The organism is Shinella sp. WSD5-1 (assembly GCF_963942435.1).
In the GTDB taxonomy this organism is placed as follows: Bacteria; Pseudomonadota; Alphaproteobacteria; order Rhizobiales; family Rhizobiaceae; genus Shinella; species Shinella yambaruensis.
Window position 1 is genome coordinate 2,025,141 of sequence record NZ_OZ012596.1, and the last position, 24,459, is coordinate 2,049,599.

The window sequence follows — 24,459 nt, forward strand, 5'->3', positions numbered from 1 at the left end:
ATTTCTACTGCCTACTGCCTACTGCCTAATTCCTTCTTCCCAACATTACCAAAAATTCATGCCGCGGATAGTGCGCTGTAATGTGCACGCGCCTATCTCTTGCTCATCGGCTGCCGCACGCAGCCATGAAGTGAGAGAAAAGGTGCAAAGAATGTCCAAGATTTCAGCATTCCGTCCAGGCCTCAAGACCGTCCTGAAGACGACCACCGTCGCCGGGCTTGCGGCCGTCATGCTTGCGACCGGCATTCCCGCGCGCGTCACCGAGAGTTTTGCAGAAGCCGTGTCGGTGCAGGGTCCGCAGGTCGCGAGCTTCGCCGACGTCGTGGAGGCCGTCTCGCCGGCCGTCGTTTCCGTTCGCGTCCAGTCCGATGTCAAGCCGGCCAATGACGAGAGCAACTTCAGCTTCAACTTCGGCGGCCGCGGCTTCGACGAGCTTCCCGACGATCATCCGCTGAAGCGCTTCTTCCGTGAGTTCGGCGGCCCCGATCAGTTCCGGGGCGACCGCGGGCCGGATCGCCGCTTCGGTGAACGCGGCGATCGCCGCGGTCGTGACCGCAAGCCGCATCTGCGCCCGACCTCGCAGGGTTCCGGCTTCTTCATCTCGGAAGACGGCTACATCGTCACCAACAACCACGTCGTCAATGACGGCACCGCCTTCACGGTCGTGATGAACGACGGCACGGAGCTCGACGCCAAGCTCGTCGGCAAGGACAGCCGCACGGACCTCGCCGTCCTGAAGGTCGAGGAGAAGGACAAGCGCAAGTTCACCTATGTGAGCTTCGCCGATGACAGCCAGATCCGCGTCGGTGACTGGGTCGTCGCCGTCGGCAACCCGTTCGGCCTCGGCGGCACGGTGACGGCCGGCATCATCTCGGCCCGCGGCCGCGACATCGGCTCCGGCCCCTATGACGACTACCTGCAGGTGGACGCCGCCGTGAACCGCGGCAATTCCGGTGGCCCGACCTTCAACCTCAACGGCCAGGTCGTCGGCATCAACACCGCGATCTTCTCGCCGTCCGGCGGCAATGTCGGCATCGCCTTCGCGATTCCCGCCTCCGTCGCCAAGGGCGTCGTCGCCGACCTGATGAAGGACGGCAAGGTCGACCGCGGCTGGCTCGGCGTGCAGATCCAGCCGGTGAGCCGCGATATCGCCGATTCGCTCGGCCTTGCGGACGCCGCCGGTGCCCTCGTCGTCGAACCGCAGGCCGATTCGCCCGGTGCCAAGGCCGGCATCAAGAAGGGCGACGTGATCACGGCGCTCGATGGCGAGCCGATCAAGAACCCACGTGACCTTGCCCGCCGCGTGGCCGACATCGCACCCGGCAAGACGGTGGAGCTTTCGGTCTGGCGTGACGGCAAGTCCGAGACGATCGCGGTCGAGATCGGCACGCTTGCCGGCGAGCAGATCCAGGCCGCGACGGGCACGGACGAAGTCGAGCCGGAAGCGCCCGCCAGCGAGCAGGCGCTTGCCGATCTCGGCATCTCGGTCACGCCGGGCGACGACGGCCTGACGGTCTCCTCCGTCGATCCGGACTCCGACGCCAGCGACCGCGGCCTCAAGGAAGGCGACCGCATCACCTCCGTCAACAACCAGGCCGTGAAGTCTGCCGACGACGTGGTGAAGGTCATCAACAATGCCCGCAAGGACGGCCGCTCCAAGGCGCTGTTCCAGATCGAGACCAATGACGGCAGCCGCTTCCTGGCCCTGCCGATCGACCAGGGCTGAGCGGCTCCGTAATCCGCTTTTCGGCGCCGCGAAATCGCAAGGTTTCGCGGCGCTGCCATATCGGGACACGGCACTCTGGCCAAGTCCCGCCGAACATGCTGTAAGGTCCGCACGATGAAGATATTGATTGTGGAAGACGATCTGGAGGCGGCCGCCTATCTCTCGAAGGCCTTTCGCGAGGCGGGCATCGTGCTCGACCATGCGAGCGACGGCGAAAGCGGCCTCTTCCTCGCCACCGAGAACAGCTACGACGTCCTGGTCATCGACCGCATGCTGCCGCGCCGCGACGGCCTGTCGCTGATCTCGGAGCTGCGCCGCCGCAACATCCACACCCCCGTGCTCATCCTCTCCGCGCTCGGCCAGGTCGACGACCGCGTGACGGGGCTGCGCGCCGGGGGCGACGACTACCTGCCGAAACCCTATGCCTTCAGCGAGCTTCTGGCGCGGGTGGAGGTGCTCGGGCGGCGCAAGGGCACGCCGGAGCAGGACATGGTCTACCGTGTCGGCGACCTCGAGCTCGACCGGCTGTCGCACACGGTCAAGCGCGCCGGCAGGGAGATCCTGCTCCAGCCGCGCGAGTTCCGCCTGCTCGAATATCTGATGAAGAATGCCGGCCAGGTCGTGACGCGCACCATGCTCCTGGAGAATGTCTGGGACTATCATTTCGACCCGCAGACCAATGTCATCGACGTCCATGTCTCGCGGCTGCGCTCGAAGATCGAGAAGGACTTCGACCAGCCGCTGCTGCGCACCGTTCGCGGCGCGGGATACATGATGAAGGACGAGGCGGCGGGCTGACCCCATGCATCGAATGCTCGGCAGGCTGACCGCCCTCTATCGCACGACCGCGGTGCGGCTTTCCGCCGTCTATCTGCTGCTGTTCGCCCTGTGCGCGGCCTTCCTCGTCTTCTACGTCTCCTCCATGTCGGAACGGCTGCTGCGCCAGCAGATGCGCGAGGCGGTGGCGCAGGAGGTCGAGCAGATCGAGCGCGTCTTCGAAGGCAACGGCATGAACGGCCTCCTGCGCACGCTGGAACGGCGATCGCGCCAGCCGGGCGCCAATCTCTACATCATCGCAAGCCCGACGGGCGAGGTGCTGGCCGGCAACGTGGCGTCGCTGCAGCCGGGCGTGCTCGACACCGAAGGCTGGACGGAGACGCCCTTTCGCTACCAGCGCTACCAGGAGGAGGCGCGCGGCAACAACCGCCCGATGGCCTATGCGCAGGTCATCGTGCTCACCAACGGCCTGCGCGTGCTCGTCGGCCGCGATCTCGGCGAGCCCGAGAATTTCCGTTATCTGGTGCGCCAGGCGCTGATGGTGGCGCTCGGCGTCATGGGCTTCGGGGCGCTCGCCATCTGGTACCTGATCGGGCGCAATGCGCTGAAGCGCATGGACCGCATGTCCGGCGCCAGCCAGCGAATCATGGCGGGCGACCTCTCGCAGCGCCTGCCGACCAGCGGTTCGGGCGATGAGTTCGACCGGCTGTCGGAATCGCTCAACACCATGCTCGGCCGCATCGAGAAGCTCGACGAGGGCCTGAAGCAGGTCTCCGACAATATCGCGCATGACCTGAAGACGCCGCTCACCCGGCTGCGCAACAAGGCGGAGGCCGCGCTTTCCGGCGGCGAGCGGGCCGATTACCGCACGGCGCTGGAGGAGATGATCGGGGAATCCGACCAGCTCATCCGCACCTTCAACGCGCTCCTGATGATTTCCCGCGTCGAGGCGGGGCAGGCACCGGCCGAGATGAGCGCGATCGACATCAGCGGCATCGCCCAGGACGGCGCCGAGCTCTACGAGCCGGTGGCCGAGGACAGCGGCCTCACGCTGGTGACCGCCATCGCCGACGGCGTCGAGGTCAAGGGCAACCGCGAGCTCGTCGGCCAGGCGCTCGGCAACCTCATCGACAATGCGATCAAATATGCCGAGGGCAGCGGGGGCGAACCCGAGATCCGCATTTCCCTCGAACGGCGGGAGGGCGAGGTCGTGCTTTCGGTCGCCGACAGCGGCCCGGGCGTGCCCGACGACAAGCGCGAGGACGTGGTGAAGCGCTTCGTGCGGCTCGATGCCAGCCGTTCCAAGCCCGGCACGGGCCTCGGCCTCTCGCTGGCCGGCGCCGTCATGGAAATGCACCATGGCCGCCTCGAGCTCGACGCGACCCATGCGGAGCGGGAAAACAATCGGGGGCTGACCGTCAGGATGGTTTTCCCCGTCGTTGCGGACTGATACACCTTTTCGCGCCGGCCTTTCATCGGCCGGATGCGGTGAGGAGGCATCATGAGCGCAGCGGAAACGACGCGGTTTTCCGATCTTTCGGCAAGCCCCGTGCGGGCTCTCAGCCAGGCGGAGGTCAAGTCTGTCCTGTCCGATCTCAAGGACTGGGGTAGGGAGCACGCCGCCATCGCCCGGCTCCTCGGCGAGGAGGGGCCGCTCAAGGATTTCATCGTCGCCACCCTGTCGCTCTCGCCCTATCTGCGCGACACGGCCCGCATCGATCCCGGCCTGCTCACCCGCGCGCTCGAAGAGCCGATCCTGCCCGCCGTGCAGGCCGCCATCGACGGCGCCCGCAAGGCCTGGCGGACGGAGGACGGCGAGGTGACGGAGGCCGTGCTGATGACGCGGCTGCGCCGCGCCAAGCGCGAGGTCGCCTTCTTCACCGCCCTTGCCGACCTTGCCCGCATTTTCGACGCGCGGCGCACCACGGCGCTGCTGACGGATCTCGCCGAGGCGACGACGTCCGCAGCCATCGACCACCTGCTTTTATCTGCGCATGAGAGCGGCAAGCTGACGCTGCCCGATCCCGCCCGCCCGAGCGAGGGCTCCGGCCTCATCGTGCTCGGCATGGGCAAGCTGGGCGCGGCGGAGCTCAACTATTCCTCCGATATCGACCTCGTCGTCTTCTTCGATCCGATGGCCGGCATCGCCGTCGATCCGAGCGAGGCCGTCGAGACCTTTTCCCGCCTCGTGCGTCGGCTGATCCGCATCATGCAGGAGCGGACGGCGGACGGCTATGTCTTCCGCACGGACCTGCGGCTGCGGCCCGATCCCGGCGCCACGCCGCTCGCCATCTCGGTCGATTCGGCGATGCTCTATTACGAGGGCAGGGGGCAGAACTGGGAGCGGGCCGCCTTCATCAAGGCAAAGCCCGTCGCCGGCGACCTCAGGGCCGGCGAAGCCTTCCTCAAGGAGCTCACGCCCTTCGTCTTCCGCAAGTACCTCGACTATGCGGCGATCGCCGACATCCATTCGATCAAGCGGCAGATCCATGTGCACAAGGGCCATGGCGAGATCGCGGTGAAGGGCCACAACGTCAAGCTCGGCCGCGGCGGCATCCGCGAGATCGAGTTCTTCGTGCAGACCCAGCAGCTGATCGCCGGCGGGCGCGTCCCGGCGCTGCGCCTGCGCGCCACCGAGCCGATGCTGGCGGAACTTGCCAGGGCGAGCTGGATCGACGCGGCGACGGCCGAGGAACTGACGCAGGCCTACTGGTTCCTGCGCGACGTCGAGCATCGCATCCAGATGGTGCGCGACGAGCAGACCCATGTGCTGCCGGAAACCGAGGCCGAACTGAAGCGCATCGCCTATATGCTGGGCTTTGCGGATACGGCTGCCTTTTCCGCCCGGTTGGTCGAGGTGCTGAAGACCGTGGAGCGGCGCTATGCGGCGCTCTTCGAGCAGGAGGCGAAGCTCTCCTCGGAGACCGGCAATCTCGTCTTCACCGGCCAGAAGGACGATCCGGACACGCTGGAGACGCTGAAGCGCCTCGGCTTCGAGCGCCCCGCCGACATTTCCCGCACGATCCGCACCTGGCACTACGGGCGCTACCGCGCCACGCAGTCCGTCGAGGCGCGCGAGCGGCTGACGGAGCTGACGCCGGAGCTGCTGCGCGTCTTCGGCGAGAGCAAGCGGGCGGACGAGGCGCTGTTGCGCTTCGACAATTTCATCTCCGGCCTGCCGGCGGGCATCCAGCTCTTCTCGCTGCTCGGCAACAATCCGGCGCTGCTCTCCCTTATCGTCAACATCATGTCGTCGGCGCCGCGCCTTGCCGAGGTGATCGCGGCAAAGCCCCATGTCTTCGACGGCATGCTCGATCCGGGGCTTCTCGCCGAACTGCCGACCCGCGCCTATCTCTCCGAGCGCATCGACGGCTTCGTTTCCGGCGCGCGGCATTACGAGGAGATCCTCGATCGCCTGCGCATCATCGCCGCCGAACAGCGCTTCCTTATCGGCATCCGCCTTCTGACCGGCGCGATCACCGGAAAGCAGGCCGCCCGCGCCTTCACCCATGTCGCCGATCTCATCGTCCAGGCGGCCTTCAAGGCGGTGCTGGAGGAGGTCGAGGCGGCGCACGGCAAATTCCCCGGCGGGCGCGTCGCACTGGTCGGCATGGGCAAGCTCGGCAGCTTCGAGCTGACGGCGGGCTCGGACATCGACCTCATCCTGCTCTACGACCACGACAGCGACGCCTTCGAATCGGACGGCGCCAAGCCGCTCGACAACGTCAAGTATTTCACCCGCATCACGCAGCGGCTGATCGCGGCGCTCTCCGCCCCGACGGCCGAAGGCGTGCTCTACGAGGTCGACATGCGGCTCCGCCCCTCCGGCAACAAGGGGCCGGTCGCCACCCGCATCACCGCCTTCGCCAAGTACCAGGCGGAGGAGGCCTGGACCTGGGAGCACATGGCGCTGACCCGCGCCCGCGTGCTCTGCGGCGACGAGAGCCTGATGCGGCAGGCGGAGGAGATCTTTCGCGCGGTGCTCGCCCGCAAGCGCGATGCGGGCAAGATCGCCAAGGATGTGCTCGAGATGCGGACGCTGATCGACGAGGAGAAGCCGCCGAAGGACATCTGGGACCTGAAGCTGATTGCCGGCGGGCTGATCGACATCGAGTTCATCGCCCAGTTCCTCGCGCTTGTGGCGCCGGCGCGGGGCGCCGCGCAGCCGGAAAGGGCGCTGCCGACGGGCGATGCGCTGGCGCTGCTCGGACAGAGCATGATGGACCCGAACGATCTCGACACGGTGCAGCGGGCACTCACCCTCTACACGGATATCTCCCAGATCGTGCGCCTCAGCGTCGATGGCGGCTTCGACCCGAAGGAGGCCCCCGCCGGCCTCGTCGATCTCGTCTGCCGCGCCGGCGACTGCCCGGACCTGCGCGCGCTGGAGGCGGATATAAGGCGCGTCTCCAAGGCGGTGCGGAAGATCTTTCAGGGGGTGGTGAAGGGATAGCGACGGGTTCGGGAAGGCCTCCCTCCAACTTCTCCTCCGTCATCCTCAGGCTTGACCCGGGGATCCATGCCACAAACGCAACATGCGCCGTGACGCATGGATCCTCGGGTCAAGCCCGAGGATGACGTGGGCGGGTGGGGACGCGCCCTCAGGCCGCCGCCAGATGCAGCGCCGCGAGCCGTTCCCGGTCGGGGATGCGCACGGAGATGATCGTGCCCTTGCCCTCGACGGAGTGGATGCGCATGGCCCCGCCATGCAGATGGGCGAGCGAGCGGGAGATGGCGAGGCCGAGGCCGGAGCCGCCCTTGCTCTTGGCATACTGGCTCTGCACCTGCTCGAAGGGCTGGCCGATCTTCTGCAGCGCGGATTTCGGGATGCCGATGCCGGTGTCGGCGATCGTCAGCGTGACGGCGCCGTCCACCCTGCGTGCCCGCACCTCCACCCTGCCGCCGGGATTGGTGAACTTCATGGCGTTCGACAGGAGGTTCAGCAGGATCTGCTTCATGGCGCGGCGGTCGGCGACCGTCAGCAGGTTGCCCGGGCAGGCCTGCCGCACCTCGATGTGCTTCTTCTCCGCCTGCAGCATGGTGAGGCGCAGCGTCTCCTCGATCAGCGGCGACAGGTCGACCGTCTCGCAGCTGATGCGCATGTGGCCGGCCTCGATCTTCGACATGTCGAGGATGTCGCTGATGACGTTGAGCAGGTGCTTGCCGCTCTCGTGGATGTCGCGGGAATATTCGCGGTACTTGTCGGAGCCGAGCGGGCCGAACATCTGGTTCTGCAGGATCTCGGAAAAGCCGAGGATGGCGTTGAGCGGCGTGCGCAGCTCATGCGACATGTTGGCGAGGAATTCGGACTTGGCCCGGTTGGCCGCCTCCGCACGGTCCTTTTCCGCCTGGTAGTTGGCATTGGCGAGCGAAAGCTCGGCCTTCTGCCGCTCCAGCTTGGCGCGGGAGGCGGAGAGGTCGCCGATCGTCGCCATCAGGCGGCGTTCGGATTCGCGCAGGCGCACCTGGTGGCGCTTCATCATGGTGATGTCGGTGCCGACGGAGACGAGGCCGCCGTCGCGGGTGCGCCGCTCGTTGATCTGCAGCCAGCGCTCGTCGGCAAGCTGTACCTCGCTGGTCTGCGAAACGCCCGCGCCGTCCGCATCCGCGATGCGCCGCTCGATGACCGGCCGGGCCGCGGCGGCATGCACCGTCGCCCGGTCCGTGCCCGGAACGAGCACGTCGTCGGGAAGGCCGTAGGCCTGCTGGTAGTGCGCGTTGCACATGACGAGCCGGTCGCTCTTGTCCCACAGCACGAAGGCCTCGGAGGTGCATTCGATGGCGTCGGCGAGCCGCTGGTCGGCCTCCTGGTAGCGCTGGGCGAGCCGGTGCTGCTCGGTCACGTCCATGGCGATGCCGATCATGTGCATGCGGCCGGAGGCCATGCGGATGAGCTGGGCGCGGGCGCGCAGCCACACATAGTGGCCTTCGGCGTGGCGCATGCGGAACACCTGGTCCACCTGCTTGGCCTCGCTGCGCGCGACGGCCCGGGCGACCTGGTAGATGCCGTCGTCGTCGGGGTGCATCAGCCGGGCGGCATCGCCGAAGGAGAGCACGCTGTCGCGCGCCGGCATGCCGAGCATTTCATACATGGAGCGCGACCAGAACAGCCGCCGGCTCGAGAGGTCGAAATCCCAGAGGCCGCAGCGGCCGCGGGCGAGCGCCGTCTCCACGCGCAGGTTCGATTCGGCGAAGATCGCGTCCGCGTCGCGCGCCCGCTTCGCCTGGATGTAGTAGGCATAAAGGATGACGAGCAGGATGGCCGAAATGCCGGAAAACAGCGTGACGTTCAGCGCCACCTCGTCGCGCCAGAACGTCGCGAGCTGCCCGAGCGGGTTGGCGACGATGATGAAGCCGCCCTTCTTCGGCATCTGCACGAGCGAGGCGTAGTAGTCCTCATCGCCGATGCGGGCGCGGAAGACGCCGGCCGGATCGCCGAAATACTGGATCGCCGCCAGCTCCGGAGAGAACCGCGCGAGCGACAGGCCGACATAGCGCGCCGCGCCCAGCGAGGCGCCGAAGACCTGGCCCTTCTCCGCCACGAAGAGAACCAGCCCGCCCGGCTGCATGCGGTCCTGCGGCAGATGCAGGGAAAGCGCCGCCTCCACCGCCATGCGGTCGGATTTCGCCAGGCTCTCGGCCATCGGGCCGGAGAACACCGCCTCGGCGGCCATTGCCGTCAGCGACGTCGTGTCCTTGACGCTGGTCTCCATCCGGTCGTGCTCGACCAGGATGCCGGCCATGCGCGAGATGGCCACAACGAACAGAAAGGCGATGATCAGGATCGGTATCGACCGCTTCAGCACGGGCTCGGCCCGTGTCAGATGCCGCGCGGCAGGCCCGGCGAAAATCTTCGCCTGTCCCGTCAGCTCGCTTTCCCAGGCCGCCATTCCCGGAAATTTGAGGTGAGTCCACCCGCCGGCTGCGCGTCCTCGTTGCGCGTCCGTCATAGTCTTAAACCTTGTACCCTCTCGTGATTCGGCGCGCCGCTCGCCCGAATCTGCCTTAATGAATCAATTGTGATTCGGCTTGTCCAGCGGAAAAGGTAACCAAGTCTTAACCATTTCTTATGGTTGGGAAATTGGGGGCATCAGCCCTTCAGCATGCGCTCCACGATGTCCGAAACGTCGGAAGACAGCTTTTCGCCTGCCGCGATCGTGCGCAGCGCGTTGCGCGCATGGTCCGAACGGCCGTCCTCAAGCGCCCGCCAGGAGCGCATGGAGGTGAGGATGCGGGCGGCGAGCTGCGGGTTCTTCGGGTCGATCTCAAGAATCTGCTCGGCGAGGAAGCGGTAGCCGGCGCCGTCCGCCCGGTTGAAGCCGGTCGGGTTCGAGAAGGCGAAGGTGCCGACGAGCGCGCGCACGCGGTTCGGGTTCGTCCTGTTGAAGTGCGGGCTTTCCATCAGCGCCTTGACGCGGTCCAGCGCGCCGTCGCCCGGAATGGTCGACTGGATGGAGAACCACTTGTCGATGACCAGCGCATTGTCGGCAAAGCGAGCGCGGAAGGTTTCGAGCGCTGCCGCCGCCTCCGGCGCGTCCGGGAAGCGATGGGCGAGCACGGTGAGCGCGGCGCTGAGATCGGTCATGTTGTCGGCCGCCGCGAAGGCCTCCGCGGCGCGGGCCGGCGTGCCGTCGGCCACGGCGAGATAGGCGAGGGCCGCATTGCGCAGCGCCCGCCGGCCGGCGCTCATCGCATCCGGCGTGAAGGTGCCGGCGGTGCGGTGACCTTCGAAGAGCGCGGCGAAGACGGCGGGGTCGCGGTTCGCCACGAAGGCGAGCACGGCTTCGCGGCCGGCGCGGATGGCGTCCGGATCGTTGTTGCTGCCGAGTTCGCGGGCGATGTCGGATTCGGAGGGCAGCGCCAGCGCCTGCGCGCGGAAGGCCGGCTCCAGCGTCTCGTCGCCGGCAATGGCGATCAGCGTGTCGGCGAGCACCGCATTGGTCTCGACCGGCTCGCCGGCCCGCGCCTTTCGCGCGGCCTCGACGAGGTTCGGCAGGGCGAGGTCGTTCAGCGCCTGCCAGCGGGCGAAGAGATCGCTGTCGTGGCGGGCGATATGGGCAAGGTCGGCGGGCGCCTGCTCGAAATGCAGGTTGATCGGCGCGGAGAAGCCGCGGTTGAGCGAGACGACCGGGCGCGAGGCGATACCGGAGAAGGTCACCGTCTGGCGGCGCTCACGGAGATGCAGCACGTCGCCGGTCACGTCGGCGCCGCTGACGGCGCTCGGCAGCGCTTCCGTGCCGTCGGCGGAGAGGAGGCCGAAGCGCAGCGGAATATGCATCGGCTCCTTCGCGGCTTGGCCGGGCGTCGGCGGGATCATCTGCTCCAGCGACAGGGTGAACGCACCCTTCGCCTGGTCGTAGCTCGACGAGACGCTGACGAGCGGCGTGCCGGCCTGATGGTACCAGAGCGAGAACTGCGAGAGGTCGACGCCGTTCGCCGCCTCGAAGCATTTGACGAAATCCTCGATCGTCGCGGCATCGCCGTCGTGCCGCTCGAAATAGAGGTCCATGCCCTTCTTGAAGCCGTCCTTGCCGACGATGGTCGCGATCATGCGCGTCACCTCGGAGCCTTTTTCATAGACGGTCGTCGTGTAGAAGTTGTTGATCTCGCGGTATTTCGTCGGGCGCACCGGATGGGCGAGGGGGCCGGCATCCTCCGGGAACTGCTCGGACTTCAGGTGCCGTACCTCGGCGATGCGCTTGACCGCGCGCGAGCGCTGGTCGGCGGAGAATTCGTGGTCGCGATAGACCGTCAGGCCTTCCTTGAGGCAGAGCTGGAACCAGTCGCGGCAGGTGACGCGGTTGCCGGTCCAGTTGTGGAAATATTCGTGGGCGATGATCGCTTCGATATTCGCATAGTCCTGGTCGGTGGCGCTCTCGGGGTCGGCGAGCACGTATTTGTCGTTGAAGACGTTGAGCCCCTTGTTCTCCATGGCGCCCATATTGAAGTCGGAGACGGCGACGATCATGAAGATGTCGAGGTCGTATTCGCGCCCGAAAACCTCCTCGTCCCACTTCATCGAGCGCTTCAGCGCGTCCATGGCATAGGCCGCGCGCGGCTCCTTGCCATGCTCGACATAGATCTTCAGCGTCACCTCGCGGCCGGACATGGTGGTGAACGTGTCCTCCACGACGCCGAGATCGCCGGCGACCAGCGCGAAGAGATAGGAGGGCTTCGGATGCGGGTCGAACCAGGCGGCGAAATGCCTGCCTTCACCATAGCCGGCGCCGCCCAAAAAATTGCCGTTGGACAGCAGCAGCGGGCAGCTCGCCTTGTCGGCGATGATGTTGACCGTATAGACGGCAAGCACGTCCGGCCGGTCGGGGAAATAGGTGATGCGGCGGAAGCCTTCGGCCTCGCACTGGGTGCAGTAGACGCCGTTGGTGCGGTAGAGGCCCATCAGCTGGGTGTTGGCCTCCGGGTTGATCATCGTGGTGATGGTGATCTCGAAGGGGTCCGTCGCCGGCAGGTCGCGGATCGTCAGGCTGTCGGGCGTGGCGTCGTAGCGCGCCTTGTCCATCTCCATCTGGTCGAAGAGCAGGCTGGTCATGACCAGTTCGTCGCCGTCGAGCACCAGCGGCGCGGCGGGATCGGCGCCTTCGCGGCGGTGGAAGATCAGCCGCGCCTCGACCTTGGTTTCCGTCGGGTCCAGTTCGAAGGTCAGGTCGACGCGCTCGAGAACGAAGTCGGTCTGGCGATAGTCTGCCAGATGAATGATCCGGCCGTTCTCTGTCCGCATGATATGTCCTGCTCCTTGCCGTCCGGGCCGTATCGTTTTGGTGCAACGCTACGGGCGATACGGACGGTCTGCCCCCGAATTCCCTGGATTGATAGGCTTATTGGCTTAACATCTCATTTCCAGGCTCCTCCGAAAACCGGAAATTTGCGTTTTGCCGGGACAGGCATCCCTCCCGCGGATCCGATCAAAATTATCCGTGACGCATCACCAGAATTGATCCCATCCGCCGGCCGATCCGGATAGACTTGCCGCCAGCCTGAATCGGTTCTCCGGTCTCTCCTCAACCGCCTGATGCCACGGCCCGCCGGCCGTGACGAGTTCTCCATGGACATGCCGTACCCCAACCCCATGCGGGGCATTTCACTCAAGGTCTTCTCGGTGGTGATCTTCCTCTGCATGTCCGCGCTCATCAAGGCGGCCGGCAAGGATATTCCGGCGGGACAGATCACGTTTTTGCGTTCGGCCTTCGCCATGGTGCCGATCATCGTCTTCCTCGCCGTGCAGGGCCAGCTGCGCGACGCCTTCCGCACCAACGACATCTTCGGCCATTTCAAGCGGGGTTTTGTCGGTATCCTCTCCATGGGCTTCGGCTTCTACGGCCTCGTGCACCTGCCGCTGCCGGAATCGATCGCACTCGGTTACGCGCTGCCGCTCGTCACCGTCGTCGTCGCCGCGGTGTTCCTCAAGGAGAGGGTCGGCATCTATCGCTGGACGGCGGTGCTGGTGGGTCTTCTGGGCGTCGCCATCATCAGCTGGCCGCGCCTGACGCTGTTCCGGGAAGGCGGATTCGGTTCCTCGGAGGCGATGGGCGCGCTCGCCATGCTGGCCTTCGCCGTGCTCGGCTCCTTTGCCATGGTTCTGGTGCGCAAGCTGGTGCAGACGGAGCGCACGCCGACCATCGTGCTCTATTTCTCGCTGTTCGCCTCGATCTTCTCGCTGGGTACGCTGCCTTTCGGCTGGATCGCGCTCGGCTGGCCTTCGCTCGCTCTGATGGCGCTGGCCGGCTTCTGCGGCGGCATCGCGCAACTGCTGCTGACGGCGAGCTATCGCTACGCCGACGTCTCCACCATCGCGCCGTTCGAGTATATCTCGATCGTGCTCGGCCTCATCATCGGCTATGTCGTGTTCGGCGACGTGCCGACTGAGACCATGCTCGTGGGCACGGCCATCGTCGTCGCCGCCGGCATCTTCGTCATCCTGCGCGAGCACCAGCTCGAATTGAAGCGCCGGGCGGCCATGCGCCACCAGACCCTTCAGGGATAGGCGTCACCGCCATTCGGGGGTCGTCGTGTCCTCGATGCGCTCATCCGTCGCCGCATCGGGCTGGAGCGCGGCCGCGGCGACATCGGCGCCCAGCGGCTGCACCGCCATCGCCTGGTAATCGGTCTTGACCACGAGGCCGTCGTTCTCCTCGCGCCGGCTGATGCGCCAGGCGGCATAGGCGCCGTAGAGCACGAAATAGGCCGCCAGCACGACGAAGAGCGAACCCGGCCCGAACCGGTCCATGATCGGGCCGACCATGATGGGGCCGGAAATGGTGCCGATGCCGTAGACGATCATCATGCCTGAGGAGACCTCGACATATTCGTCGGGCTGCGCGCGGTCGTTGGCATGGGCGACGTTCAGCGCATAGATCGGGAAGATGACCGAGCCGACGAAGGCGGCGACGACATAGAGCAGCACCGGCGGCCCGCCGGCGACGGCGGCCATGGCAAGGCACGAGACCGTGCCGACCGCGCCGCAGGCCACCATGACGAGGCGGCGGTCCATCCGGTCGGAGGCCCGGCCGATCGGGATCTGCGAGAGGGCGCTGCCGAGGAGCACGCAGGCAAGCAGCGTCGCGCCTTCCGCCGTGGAAAGCCCGCTGCGCTGCGTGAACACGCCGCCGAGGTTCAGCCAGGCGCCGGACATCGCCCCGGCAAGGAAGGCGCCGACGACGGCGACCGGCGAGCGCCGGTAAAGTTTGGCGACATCGAAGCGCGCCTGCGTCGGCGGGGCCGGCAGCGGCGAGGAGGTCAGCGCCGTCGGCAGCAGGGCGACGGAGAAGATGATGCCGCAGAGAATGAAGAGCGAGGTGTTGGACGGGTCGCCGAGCGGCACGAGATATTGCCCGCCGATCGTGCCGACCATGGTGGTGATCAGGTAGACGGAGAAGATCGAGCCGCGGTTCTCGTTGGTCACGCGCTCGTTCAGCCAGCTTTCGATGATGAGGTAGCTGCCGGAAATGGCGAAACCCGACATGGCGCGAAACGCCATCCAGGCGCGCCAGTCGACGACGAGGGCGCAGAGCAGGATGCCGATGGCGAGCAGCGTGATCAGCGCCACGAAGACGCGCACATGCCCGACCAGCAGCACGAATTTCGGCGTGACGATGCAGGAGAGCGTGAAGCCGATCGTATAGCCCGTCGCGATCATCGAGATCGTCTGCGTCGACCAGCCCTCCGCGACCGCGCGCACCGGCACGACATAACTCTGCAGCCCGAAGGCGACCATCATCAGGAGGGTGGACAGCATCAGGCTGAGAATGGAGACGAGGCTCGCCAGCATGGGGGCTCCGGGGAAGGCGCGTTCGGTGTCGGAGTGTCGCTCTATTGCGGCGGCCGCGCGCTGTCCACTGCGACAATGGCTGGCGTAAAACAAGAAGATTATCTGGGGAGTTCGGGAGGTGAGGGAATTCCCGATAGGGTTGTACTGGAGAGAATTGCCGGGGTGAACCTTGGCAAAACGAAAGGAGGTGAGACGTTTGCGAATCCGGCTTACGCTGACGATCAGGTTCAGAGGTTGGCGCTTCACCCTGACGATCAGCTAAGAAACGGTTCGGGCTTCGGCCCGGTCTCCACCGGAAGAAAAGGCGTCTCACCTCCTCACGATGAAGACAATAGCACAGCGCCGGCCGGCTTCAAGGCCAGGGCCAAGCTCAGTTCGGCAGGAAGGCCTTGAGCGGGTCGCGGCGCTGCGCGGCGTCGCGCGGCAGGGAAGCCAGCACGGAATATTCCCGGGCGGCGTTCACGGCGGCGCGGATATCGGCGATGTCGGACATCAGCTTGCGAAAGGTGGCCATGGTCTGCTCCTGGGGTCGGTCTGCATCGGAAGGCGCCGGCCGGGCGCCTTGCATCGGCTCAGCGCTGGATGAACTCGGCGAAGAGCTGGACGGGGCGGTTGATACGGGCGAAACCGGAGGCGGTGAGCTGCTCGTTGGCCGGGGCAGCGATGCCGCCGAAGCCGCGGCCGGTGCGCAGACCGGAATGGCGGAGCGTCTCGAAGCTCGAATGGATGGGCCGAAAGCGGGCGGTCATGGGTCGATTCCTTAAATCCTGTCCCTCCCGTCCTGTTATATTGCGCCGCAACATTGATTTTGCAATGCGACATTCTGCCCGGCAGATATGTGCAAATCGCATGACTGATGAAACATTTTGTTCATGCTTGCGGCAGTTTTTCGTCAGGCCCTGCGGATGATCCACAGGTCTTAAAAGCCAAGCCATTGAAAAATATGAAGGTAGCCTTCGTGATCAGGCCTTGAGCCCTGCACGAAAAGCAAGCAAATCCTGCCAGACGAGCCGCTTGCTGACCGGCGCCGTCACCAGATCCTGCGGGTGCAGCGTCGCAAAAGCCGGGATGGTGCGGCCGGAAATCGCAAACTCCCGCCATTCTCCCCGCAACTGGTGGATCGTGTCGTTCGAACGCAGCAGGAATCGCGCGGCGAAATTGCCGAGGATCAGCAGGTGATTCGGCTCGGCAAGCGCGATCTGCCGCTCGATGAACGGCCGGCAGATATCGGCCTCGCGCTGCGAGGGCGGGCGGTTGCCGGGCGGCCGCCACGGCACGACATTGCTCAGCAGGAGGTCGGCCCGGTCGAGCCCGATGCCGGCCAGCATGCGGTCGAGCATCGCGCCCTGCCGGCCGGAGAAGGGCTGGCCGTCGCGGTCGTCGTCGGCATTCGGCATGGCGCCGATCACCATGACCGAGGGCTTCGCATTGCCCGCCGCAAAGACGAGGCAGCGGGCGCTGGTCTTCAGGTTGCAGCCGTTGAAGGCCTCCATCGCCGTGCGCAATTCCTCCAGCGAACGGGCGCTGCCCGCCGCGAACTCCGCCTCGGCCACCGCCTGGCTGTCCGGTATCGCGACATTGGGCAGGACGTTCGGCTGGGGCGCAGCGGCCGCGGCGCGCGGTTGCTCCTGCCGGGCCGGCGCCGGGCGGGCGGCCTGCTGCGGGGCAGGGGCGGTTTCCCGCGGCGCCTGCATGCCGCGCGCCGCGCGCATCGCCTCGAATTCGGCGATGCGGTCGACGGCCTCTTCCTCCAGCAGCCATTCGACGCCGGCATCCGCATAGAAATGCAGGAGCGATCGGAGCTGTGCGGGATTGAGGTCGTTCGCGGCGTTCATGGCTGCACCTTAGCGAAGCGGCTTGCCGGAGGAAAGCGCCGCCGTCATCGTCACGCCGCCCATTGCGCCACGTCGTCGCCTTCGCCGATCAGCGCGAGACCGTGGGCGATCGACAGCAGCTCGCCGCCGCTCTCGATGCGGTCCGCATCGAAGCGGCGGGTGAAGATGCGCCTGACGGCCGGCACGAAGGAGGTGCCGCCGGTCAGGAACACCTTGTCGATGGCGCCGGGCGCGGTGCCGGTCTTCTCCAGCACCTCGTCCAGCGCGCCCTCGATGCGGGCGAGGTCCGGTGCGATCCAGTCCTCGAAATCGGAGCGCCTGACCATCCTGCGGCCCGCGGCGCCGAGCGGGGCGAAGTGGAATTCGGCTTCGTCCGCCACCGACAGCGCCATCTTGGTGGCCGAGATCGCCTGGTAGAGCGGATAGCCCTCGTCATGCTCGACGAGATCGATGAACAGTTCGAGCTTTTCCGGCTCGAGCGACGAACGGACCAGCGACTTGAGGTCGGCGAATTCGCGCGTCGTCTTGAAGATCGAGAGCTGGTTCCAGCGGGCGAAGTTGGCATAATAGCCGGACGGCACCTCCAGGACCTTGTCGAAGCTCTTGAAGAAGCTGCCCTTGCCGATCTCCGGCGCGACGAGGCGCTCGATCATGCGGGCATCGAAATGGTCGCCCGCGATGCCGACGCCCGAATGGCCGATCGGCTGTGCCGTCAGCCGGCCGGCCTGCCGCTCGAAGCGGATCAGCGAATAGTCCGTCGTGCCGCCGCCGAAATCGGCGACCAGCACGGTGGCGTCGCTCTTCAGCGTCTGGGCGAAATAGTAGGCCGCCGCGACGGGCTCGTAGACATAGTGGATCTCCGGGAAGCCGAGCCGCGTCAGCGCCGCGTTGTAGCGTTCGAGCGCGAGCGCCGGGTCGGGGCTTGCACCGGCGAACTGTACCGGCCGGCCCGCGATGACGCGCGAGACGTCCGCCGGCCATCCATCGCCCGCATAGGCCTTCAGCCGGCGCAGGAACACCTCCATCAGGTCGTCGAAGGCATGGCGGCGGGCAAAGACCAGCGTGCCCTGGAAGAGGGCGCTTGCGGCAAAGGTCTTGATCGACTGCAGGAATCGGCTATCGCCGGGATTGTCGATGAACTGGCGGATCGCCGCCTGTCCGGCCTCCACCTTCAGCGCCTGCGCACCGACGACCGGATCCTTCATGAAGGACAGCGCCGTGCGCATCGTGTCGGTGACGCCGACGCTGCTGTTGAAGGTCATCGACCGTGTCGCCCCGGTCCCTTCGGAAAGCGCCAGAACCGTGTTCGTCGTGCCGAAATCAAGCCCGAGTGCCCGTGCCATCGCCGTGCCCCTTCGATCGTCGAAAATGTGTTGGAGCGGAGCGAAAGCCCCGCGCGAAAGGCGCGTCGGCGCGCCCGGAAATGGGAGAGCGCGCCAGATGGCACAGGCGGGCTGGGAAGGCAAGGGGGGAGGTATGATTGCCCCTCAGCCTGATCTTCTCCCCGAGGTGGGAGGCCTATTGCCTATGCAGTTCGGCGTTGCCCCATCCCCTTCTCCCCCGCGGGGAGAAGGTGCCGGCAGGCGGATGAGGGGGATGGCGAAGGCGCAAACGATACGTCCGAGCCACCCCCTCATCCGACCCTTTGGGCCACCTTCTCCCCGCGGGGGAGAAGGGGAGAGCGGCAACGGTTTCCTTCCATGTGCGGTGGGCTGCCGGATGAGGGGCCCCGACGCCTCAGACCGAACGTGCCGCGCCGCCGTCGCAGCGGATGAGGCTGCCGGTGACGTAGCTGGCCGGCGCGCTGCACAGGAAGGCGGCGGTCGCCGCGAATTCCTCCACCGCGCCGTAGCGCCGGGCCGGGATCGCCCGTTCCGAGGCCGCGCGCACCTCGGCGATGCTCCTGCCGCTGCGCTCGGCGGCGGCGGCGTCGAGGCTCTTCAGCCGGTCGGTCAGGATGCTGCCGGGCAGGAGCATGTTGCTGGTGATGCCGTATTCGGCGACCTCGCTCGCCAGCGTCTTGGACCAGCCGGCCAGCGCCGGGCGCAGCGTGTTGGACAGCGCCAGGCCCGGGATCGGCTCGATGACGCCGGAGGAGGCGACCGTCAGGATGCGGCCCCAGCGCTGTTCCTTCATGACGGGCAGCAGCCGGTTGGTGAGCGTGATGATCCGCAGCACCATGGACTGGAAATAGGTGGCCAGCTTTTCCTCGCTCATGTCCTCGGTGGAGCCGGGCGTCGGCCCGCCGGAATTGTTGACGAGGATATCGACCCCGCCGAGCTTTTCCCGCGTCGCCTTCACGAGCGTCTCGACGACGTCCTCGTCGCCGAGATCGGCCTGCACCCAGTCGGCGCGGCCGGGGCCCGCCGCATTGATGGCCGCGCAATTGGCCGCAAGCGTCTCCGCGCTGCGCCCGCACAGGAGGACATGCGCGCCCTCGCGGGCGAGCGCTTCGGCAATGCCCTTGCCGAGGCCGCGGGAGGAGGCGAGGACGAGGGCGCGTTTGCCGGCAATTCCGAGATCCATCGTGGTCTGTCCTATGTTCGGGGCGCGTCGGCGCGATAGGGCACCTTGCCCGGATTGAAGAGGTTTTTCGGGTCGAGCGCGGCCTTGATCGCCTGCGCCACGGCGCGGCGCGACGCATTGCCGTAGCTGAGATAGGCGCGGCGCTTCTCCGTTCCCACCCCGTGCTCGGCGGAAAAGCTGCCGCCGAGCTCCGCGACGCCGGTATAGACGGCGTCCTCGATCGGTTCCTTGGCGCCCGGGGCCGCCACGCCGTTGCCGATGACGGAAATATGCAGGTTGCCGTCCGCGACATGGCCATAGACATAGGCGTCGAAACCCGGATCGACGGCCTTCAGCCGCTGCCGCAGGCCGTCGACATACCCGTCGAGCGCACCCGGCGGCACGGAGACGTCGAAGGAGGGCGCGGCGGGGAAATGCCGGTACATGAAGTCGCCGTCCTCGCGCAGCGCCCAGAAGCGCCGGGCCTGGTCGAGCGAGGCGGCGACGATGCCGCTGGTCAGACCGTGCTCCTCCCAGAGGGCGGCAAGGCCCTCTTCCAGCGCCTCGCGGGCCTCCGCCTCGCTGCTGGCGGACACTTCCATCAGGAGGATCGCGGGGGTATCGGCCTCCAGCCAGCCGAGGTCGAAACCCTTGTCCGCCGCGCTGTCGTGCAGATAGCGCTGCCACATCAATTCGGCGCCCTCCAGCTGCAGGGCCGGCCGGCTGCGGAAATGGGCGATGAGCGCGAGGGCGGCCCTGGCGTCGGGCACGCCGACGAGCGCGGTGGCGCGCATCGGGTTGAAGCTTTCGAGCTTCAGCACGGCGCGGGTGACGAAACCATAGGCGCCTTCCGAGCCGATGAGCAGCTGCTTGATGTCCGGCCCGGCGCTGACCTTCAGCACGCGCGTCAGGTCGCTGACGAGGCTGCCGTCCGGCATCACCGCCTCGATGCCGAGCACCTGGTGGCGCATCACGCCGTTGCGGAAGGCGAGGATGCCGCCGGCATTGGTGGCGATCATGCCGCCGATGGTGGCGCTGCCGCGCGCGGCGAGGTCGATGCCGGGAATGAGGCCGACCCCTGCCGTCGCCTCCTGCAGGGCCTGCAGCGTGACGCCGGCGCCGACCGTGACGGTGCGGGCGAGGGGATCGATGGCCTCGATGCGGTCGAGGCGGGCGGTGGAGAGGATGAGCTCGCCCGGCCGGCTGATGCCGCCGCCGACAAGGCCTGTGCGCCCGCCCTGCGGCACGATGGGCACGTCGTTTTCGAAGCACCAGCGCACCACGGCGGCCGCCGCCTCGGGCGTCGCCGGCTCGGCCATGGCGCCCGCGCCGAAATTGCCCGCATGTTCGCCGGGATGCCGGTTCGCCAGCCGGTCGCTTCCGATAAGGTGGAGCGTGTCGCCGAAATCGTGCAAGTCGCGTTCGAGCGATTGGATAATCTCGGACATGTTCCCGTTTCCTCTGCCGATGGGCCGGCTCGAATGCGTAGTGCGGCGGAGAAGCGGAATCAAGCGCGCACGGGCTGATACGGGCGGCAATCGGTTGACGTTTACGTTAAAGTCAATAAACTTTCGACCCTGTCATGATGTCATGCGCAAATGCAGGGAAAGTCTGTCGCAGAACGGCTCGACAAGGCTTTCGGCATTTGCCATGACAGGCTAACCAGAGGGAATTGCCGCGGCTTTTGAGGGGTTGCGGGGTGGAGAGGCGAATGAGCGACGAAATGGAACTCCCCGAACGCGAGAGCATGGAATTCGACGTTGTGATCGTGGGTGCGGGTCCGGCGGGCCTTTCCGCGGCGATCCGGCTGAAGCAGGTGAACCCGGAGCTCTCCGTCGTCGTGCTGGAGAAGGGCGCGGAAGTCGGCGCGCATATCCTGTCGGGCGCCGTCGTCGATCCCATCGGCATCGACCGCTTGCTGCCCGGCTGGCGCGAGGACGCCGGCCATCCCTTCAAGACCGAGGTGACCGACGACCGCTTCCTCTTTCTCGGCCCCGCCGGCTCCGTCCGCCTGCCGAACGCCTTCATGCCGCCGCTGATGAACAACCACGGCAACTACATCGTCTCGCTCGGAAACGTCTGTCGGTGGCTGGCGACCAAGGCGGAAGAGCTCGGCGTCGAGATCTATCCCGGCTTTGCCGCAACCGAAGTGCTCTACAACGACGAGGGCGCCGTCATCGGCGTCGCCACCGGCGACATGGGCATCGAGCGCAATGGCGAGCCCGGCCCGAACTATACCCGCGGCATGGCGCTTCTCGGCAAGTACACGTTGATCTCGGAAGGCGTGCGCGGCTCGCTCGCCAAGCAGCTCATCGCCAAGTTCAGGCTGGACGAGGGCCGCGAGCCCCAAAAGTTCGGCATCGGCCTCAAGGAGCTCTGGCAGGTGAAGCCGGAGAACCACAGGCCCGGCCTCGTGCAGCACTCCTTCGGCTGGCCGCTCGGCATGAAGACCGGCGGCGGTTCCTTCCTCTACCATCTGGAGGACAACCTCGTCGCCGTCGGCTTCGTCGTGCACCTCAACTACAAGAACCCGTACCTCTATCCCTTCGAGGAATTCCAGCGCTTCAAGACGCATCCCGCCATCAGGGGCACCTTCGAGGGCGGCAAGCGCCTCTCCTACGGCGCGCGCGCCATCACCGAAGGCGGCTACCAGTCGGTGCCGAAGCTGTCCTTCCCCGGCGGGGCGCTGATCGGCTGCTCGGCCGGCTTCGTCAACGTGCCGCGCATCAAGGGCAGCCACAATGCGGTGCTGTCGGGCATCCTGGCGGCCGAGAAGCTGGCGGATGCGATTGCGGCGGGCCGGGCCAATGACGAGCCGATCGAGATTGAGCAGGGCTGGCGCGACAGCGCCATCGGTTCCGACCTGAAGAAGGTGCGCAACGTCAAGCCGCTGTGGTCGAAGTTCGGCACGGCGGTCGGCGTGGCGCTCGGCGGCCTCGACATGTGGACGAACACGCTGTTCGGCTTCTCCGTCTTCGGCACGCTCAAGCACGGCAAGACGGACGCGCAGAGCCTGGAGCCGGCGGCAAAGCACAACAAGATCGACTACCCGAAGCCGGACGGGGTGCTCACCTTCGACCGCCTCTCCTCGGTGTTCCTGTCGAACACCAACCACGAGGAGGACCAGCCGGTCCACCTCCAGCTCAAGAACCCGGAGCTGCAGAAGACCTCCGAGCTCGACGTCTATGCCGGCCCGTCCACCCGCTACTGTCCCGCCGGCGTCTACGAATGGGTCGAGAAGGACGGCCAGGACGTCTACGTCATCAACGCGCAGAACTGCGTGCACTGCAAGACCTGCGACATCAAGGACCCCAACCAGAACATCAACTGGGTCCCACCCCAAGGCGGCGAAGGGCCTGTCTATCCGAATATGTGAGGCGTGGGGAGGCCGGGCCGCACGAAAGAGCGCGGCAAGGGCCGGTCTGTCCCGCTATGTGATCTTCGGTCGGCCGCAAGGGTGCGCGCCGAAGGCATCGGCGAAGGTCCGGTCCATCCGGTCGGAAGCAGGGCAACCGCATTGGAGTGCGACGATGCCGCTCCTCCCTTCTCCCCCACGGGGAGAAGGTGGCCCGAAGGGTCGGATGAGGGGCGGCTCGGACAGATCGGTTGCGTCTTCACCATCCCCCTCATCCGCCTGCCGGCACCCTCTCACCGTGGGGAGAAGGGGGATGTGGCAGCGGTTTCCTTCCATAGGCGATTGCCCTGCGGCCGGCAGCGGCGCTGAGGCGCCTGCCTGTCCTTTTCCGGCAGCTTCAAGTTGCCGGGCCGGCCCTGTATAGTCCCACCCGAACGGGGGAGGGATCGGCGACATGCAGGCCGGGCCGGTATTCGCAAGGGCTGGGCGCGGGTGGCGAACCGGCATCACGGCCATCATTGGCGCCGTGCTCGTCGTCGTCGGGCTGCTGGCGGCCTGGGGGCTCTGGTCGGTGCATGGCATCTACCGGGATCTCGCCTCGTCCGGCCACACCGTCGAGGCGGAGATGACAGGCTTCGAGGCCGCCTGGGTGGGAAGCCGCGGCAGCCGCCGCGAGGTCTATTACCCGATCCTCGAATTCACGACGGCCGAGGGACAGCGGATCCGCACCACCTCCTACACCGCCATCGACCCCGCCGATTACACGCCGGCCGCCCGGGTGACGGCCGTTTATTCGGCAGCGGATCCGGCGCTTGCCATGCCGGTCTCGGCCCTTTCGGCCTGGCCCGATGGCACGGCCTGGGCGATCGGTGCTTTCAGCTTGTTGTGCCTCCTGGTGGGCGGCATCCTGCTGAGGGCCGGCCTGATGCGGCCGTGAATGCCCGCGCTTAACCTGCCATTAACCATAAACGCATAATTTTCAGCCCCATAGACGAAGTGTTAGGGGCTTTTGAACATGTCGATTTCCCGCCGCGGATTCCTGCTCGGCGCATCCGCATTGCTTGCCGGCTGCGCGACGAACGGCACCAGCGACCGTGCCAATTACGGCGACAGGCTGGACGAGAAATTTCCGCTGAAGGCGATCCCGCTCGACAAGATCAAGCCCGAGCTGCGCCGCCAGGAAGTCGCCTATGACACCGGCCATGCCGCCGGCACCATCGTGGTCGACACGCCGGCCCGCCGGCTCTACTACGTGCTCGGCAACGGCCGGGCGATGCGCTACGGCATCGGCGTCGGCCGCCAAGGCTATTCGCTGGCCGGCAGCGCCTATATCGGCCGCAAGGCGGAATGGCCGAGCTGGACGCCGACGCCGAACATGATCCGCCGCGATCCCAGGAAGAACCTGAAATATGCCGGCGGCGTGCCCGGCGGCCTCAACAACCCGCTCGGCGCCCGCGCCATCTACCTCTACCAGAACGGCAACGACACGATGTTCCGCATCCATGGCACCAACCAGCCGTGGTCGATCGGCGAGGCCATGTCGAGCGGCTGCGTGCGCATGCTCAACCAGGACGTGATCGACCTCTACGACCGGGTGAAGACCGGCGGGCGCGTCCATGTCATCCAGGGCCGGCGCATGGCCTGACGGCGGCACAGCCGCGACATCGCGCCGGTGGCGCGCGGCAGGAGGGTCGGCTTTCGCCGGCCCTTTCGGCGTTTTCATTCTTTGAAAAAACTGAATTGCATCATAACATTGCCATCGCGACGCCAAGCTTGGACAAAGTCGGGGCGGTCTTGCGAATTTGGCCTTTCCATGACGCATAGGGGTCAATGGCAGACGCATTCGTGCCGGCATTCGACTCCGTAGCTGCAAAAGTCGAGGCTGCGGCATCGTGGAAAGAGAAGGCCCCCGACTGGCCCTGTCCAAGATGGATCCGCAGAGGGATCACGGGCCCGGCGCCGGCGGTGCAGCGGG

Annotated in this window: 17 protein-coding genes; 8 read left to right on the forward strand and 9 right to left on the reverse strand. The window is 66.6% G+C overall.

Annotated elements, in window-relative coordinates:
• The first annotated feature begins 151 nt into the window (after positions 1-151).
• The 4 genes from AABQ55_RS09880 (at position 152) to AABQ55_RS09895 (ending at position 6,956) form a co-directional block, all read left to right on the forward strand.
• Positions 152-1,726, forward strand: a complete 1,575-nt coding sequence (locus AABQ55_RS09880; RefSeq protein WP_244769977.1) for a Do family serine endopeptidase — start codon at positions 152-154, stop codon at positions 1,724-1,726.
• Between the two features lie 114 nt (positions 1,727-1,840).
• On the forward strand, positions 1,841-2,524 hold the full coding sequence (locus AABQ55_RS09885) for a response regulator transcription factor (protein WP_257947619.1): 684 nt from the start codon (positions 1,841-1,843) through the stop codon (positions 2,522-2,524).
• Between the two features lie 13 nt (positions 2,525-2,537).
• Positions 2,538-3,953: an ATP-binding protein gene (locus AABQ55_RS09890; protein WP_272807429.1), complete on the forward strand. Its 1,416-nt coding sequence runs from the start codon at positions 2,538-2,540 to the stop codon at positions 3,951-3,953.
• Between the two features lie 51 nt (positions 3,954-4,004).
• Positions 4,005-6,956 (forward strand): bifunctional [glutamine synthetase] adenylyltransferase/[glutamine synthetase]-adenylyl-L-tyrosine phosphorylase, encoded by a 2,952-nt coding sequence (locus tag AABQ55_RS09895; RefSeq protein WP_272804898.1) that lies wholly within the window; start codon positions 4,005-4,007, stop codon positions 6,954-6,956.
• A 148-nt stretch (positions 6,957-7,104) separates the two neighbouring features.
• Here AABQ55_RS09895 and AABQ55_RS09900 read toward each other — a convergent pair whose 3' ends face one another.
• Positions 7,105-9,453 (reverse strand): PAS domain-containing sensor histidine kinase, encoded by a 2,349-nt coding sequence (locus AABQ55_RS09900; protein ID WP_272804899.1) that lies wholly within the window; start codon positions 9,451-9,453, stop codon positions 7,105-7,107.
• Positions 9,454-9,593: 140 nt separating this feature from the next.
• A complete protein-coding gene (gene pepN / locus AABQ55_RS09905; RefSeq protein ID WP_272804900.1) occupies positions 9,594-12,242 on the reverse strand; it encodes an aminopeptidase N in 2,649 nt (882 codons plus the stop codon).
• A gap of 324 nt (positions 12,243-12,566) precedes the next feature.
• Here pepN and AABQ55_RS09910 point away from each other — a divergent pair, with 324 nt between their 5' ends.
• Positions 12,567-13,505 carry a DMT family transporter gene (locus AABQ55_RS09910; protein ID WP_244769981.1) on the forward strand — a complete coding sequence of 313 codons (939 nt, stop codon included), beginning with the start codon at positions 12,567-12,569 and terminating at the stop codon, positions 13,503-13,505.
• Between the two features lie 3 nt (positions 13,506-13,508).
• Here AABQ55_RS09910 and AABQ55_RS09915 read toward each other — a convergent pair whose 3' ends face one another.
• From AABQ55_RS09915 to AABQ55_RS09945, 7 genes are all read right to left on the reverse strand, one after another.
• On the reverse strand, positions 13,509-14,789 hold the full coding sequence (locus AABQ55_RS09915; RefSeq protein ID WP_272804901.1) for an MFS transporter: 1,281 nt from the start codon (positions 14,787-14,789) through the stop codon (positions 13,509-13,511).
• 370 nt (positions 14,790-15,159) lie between these two features.
• A complete protein-coding gene (locus tag AABQ55_RS09920) occupies positions 15,160-15,303 on the reverse strand; it encodes a hypothetical protein (protein ID WP_244769983.1) in 144 nt (47 codons plus the stop codon).
• A gap of 58 nt (positions 15,304-15,361) precedes the next feature.
• Positions 15,362-15,538 carry a hypothetical protein gene (locus AABQ55_RS09925; RefSeq protein WP_023517454.1) on the reverse strand — a complete coding sequence of 59 codons (177 nt, stop codon included), beginning with the start codon at positions 15,536-15,538 and terminating at the stop codon, positions 15,362-15,364.
• Positions 15,539-15,751: 213 nt separating this feature from the next.
• Entirely contained in the window at positions 15,752-16,624 is an 873-nt protein-coding gene (locus AABQ55_RS09930) for a uracil-DNA glycosylase (RefSeq protein WP_272804902.1), read from the reverse strand.
• A gap of 50 nt (positions 16,625-16,674) precedes the next feature.
• Positions 16,675-17,967, reverse strand: coding sequence for an Hsp70 family protein (locus AABQ55_RS09935; RefSeq protein ID WP_272804903.1), 1,293 nt, complete (start codon positions 17,965-17,967; stop codon positions 16,675-16,677).
• A 394-nt stretch (positions 17,968-18,361) separates the two neighbouring features.
• Positions 18,362-19,150 (reverse strand): SDR family oxidoreductase, encoded by a 789-nt coding sequence (locus AABQ55_RS09940; protein WP_244769986.1) that lies wholly within the window; start codon positions 19,148-19,150, stop codon positions 18,362-18,364.
• A gap of 11 nt (positions 19,151-19,161) precedes the next feature.
• Complete coding sequence (locus tag AABQ55_RS09945; protein ID WP_272804904.1) at positions 19,162-20,577, reverse strand: FAD-binding oxidoreductase; 1,416 nt, start codon at positions 20,575-20,577, stop codon at positions 19,162-19,164.
• 263 nt (positions 20,578-20,840) lie between these two features.
• Here AABQ55_RS09945 and AABQ55_RS09950 point away from each other — a divergent pair, with 263 nt between their 5' ends.
• The 3 genes from AABQ55_RS09950 to AABQ55_RS09960 all read left to right on the forward strand — a co-directional run bounded on the left by AABQ55_RS09950 (position 20,841) and on the right by AABQ55_RS09960 (position 24,129).
• On the forward strand, positions 20,841-22,505 hold the full coding sequence (locus AABQ55_RS09950) for an electron transfer flavoprotein-ubiquinone oxidoreductase (protein ID WP_272804905.1): 1,665 nt from the start codon (positions 20,841-20,843) through the stop codon (positions 22,503-22,505).
• Between the two features lie 433 nt (positions 22,506-22,938).
• The gene (locus AABQ55_RS09955; protein WP_272804906.1) at positions 22,939-23,421 is read left to right on the forward strand and encodes a DUF3592 domain-containing protein; all 483 of its coding nucleotides are present in this window, start codon (positions 22,939-22,941) and stop codon (positions 23,419-23,421) included.
• A gap of 78 nt (positions 23,422-23,499) precedes the next feature.
• Entirely contained in the window at positions 23,500-24,129 is a 630-nt protein-coding gene (locus AABQ55_RS09960) for a L,D-transpeptidase (protein ID WP_244769990.1), read from the forward strand.
• Positions 24,130-24,459: the final 330 nt, after the last annotated feature.

What these genes read in the sequence shown, in the direction of transcription:
- AABQ55_RS09930 (WP_272804902.1), bottom strand. Translation starts at nt 16,624, where the DNA reads ATGAACGCCGCGAACGACCTCAATCCCGCACAGCTCCGATCGCTCCTG.
- pepN (WP_272804900.1), bottom strand. Translation starts at nt 12,242, where the DNA reads ATGCGGACAGAGAACGGCCGGATCATTCATCTGGCAGACTATCGCCAG.
- AABQ55_RS09890 (WP_272807429.1), top strand. Translation starts at nt 2,538, where the DNA reads ATGCTCGGCAGGCTGACCGCCCTCTATCGCACGACCGCGGTGCGGCTT.
- AABQ55_RS09895 (WP_272804898.1), top strand. Translation starts at nt 4,005, where the DNA reads ATGAGCGCAGCGGAAACGACGCGGTTTTCCGATCTTTCGGCAAGCCCC.
- AABQ55_RS09910 (WP_244769981.1), top strand. Translation starts at nt 12,567, where the DNA reads ATGGACATGCCGTACCCCAACCCCATGCGGGGCATTTCACTCAAGGTC.
- AABQ55_RS09960 (WP_244769990.1), top strand. Translation starts at nt 23,500, where the DNA reads ATGTCGATTTCCCGCCGCGGATTCCTGCTCGGCGCATCCGCATTGCTT.
- AABQ55_RS09885 (WP_257947619.1), top strand. Translation starts at nt 1,841, where the DNA reads ATGAAGATATTGATTGTGGAAGACGATCTGGAGGCGGCCGCCTATCTC.
- AABQ55_RS09940 (WP_244769986.1), bottom strand. Translation starts at nt 19,150, where the DNA reads ATGGATCTCGGAATTGCCGGCAAACGCGCCCTCGTCCTCGCCTCCTCC.
- AABQ55_RS09950 (WP_272804905.1), top strand. Translation starts at nt 20,841, where the DNA reads ATGAGCGACGAAATGGAACTCCCCGAACGCGAGAGCATGGAATTCGAC.
- AABQ55_RS09955 (WP_272804906.1), top strand. Translation starts at nt 22,939, where the DNA reads ATGCAGGCCGGGCCGGTATTCGCAAGGGCTGGGCGCGGGTGGCGAACC.
- AABQ55_RS09900 (WP_272804899.1), bottom strand. Translation starts at nt 9,453, where the DNA reads ATGACGGACGCGCAACGAGGACGCGCAGCCGGCGGGTGGACTCACCTC.
- AABQ55_RS09915 (WP_272804901.1), bottom strand. Translation starts at nt 14,789, where the DNA reads ATGCTGGCGAGCCTCGTCTCCATTCTCAGCCTGATGCTGTCCACCCTC.
- AABQ55_RS09945 (WP_272804904.1), bottom strand. Translation starts at nt 20,577, where the DNA reads ATGTCCGAGATTATCCAATCGCTCGAACGCGACTTGCACGATTTCGGC.
- AABQ55_RS09935 (WP_272804903.1), bottom strand. Translation starts at nt 17,967, where the DNA reads ATGGCACGGGCACTCGGGCTTGATTTCGGCACGACGAACACGGTTCTG.
- AABQ55_RS09925 (WP_023517454.1), bottom strand. Translation starts at nt 15,538, where the DNA reads ATGACCGCCCGCTTTCGGCCCATCCATTCGAGCTTCGAGACGCTCCGC.
- AABQ55_RS09920 (WP_244769983.1), bottom strand. Translation starts at nt 15,303, where the DNA reads ATGGCCACCTTTCGCAAGCTGATGTCCGACATCGCCGATATCCGCGCC.
- AABQ55_RS09880 (WP_244769977.1), top strand. Translation starts at nt 152, where the DNA reads ATGTCCAAGATTTCAGCATTCCGTCCAGGCCTCAAGACCGTCCTGAAG.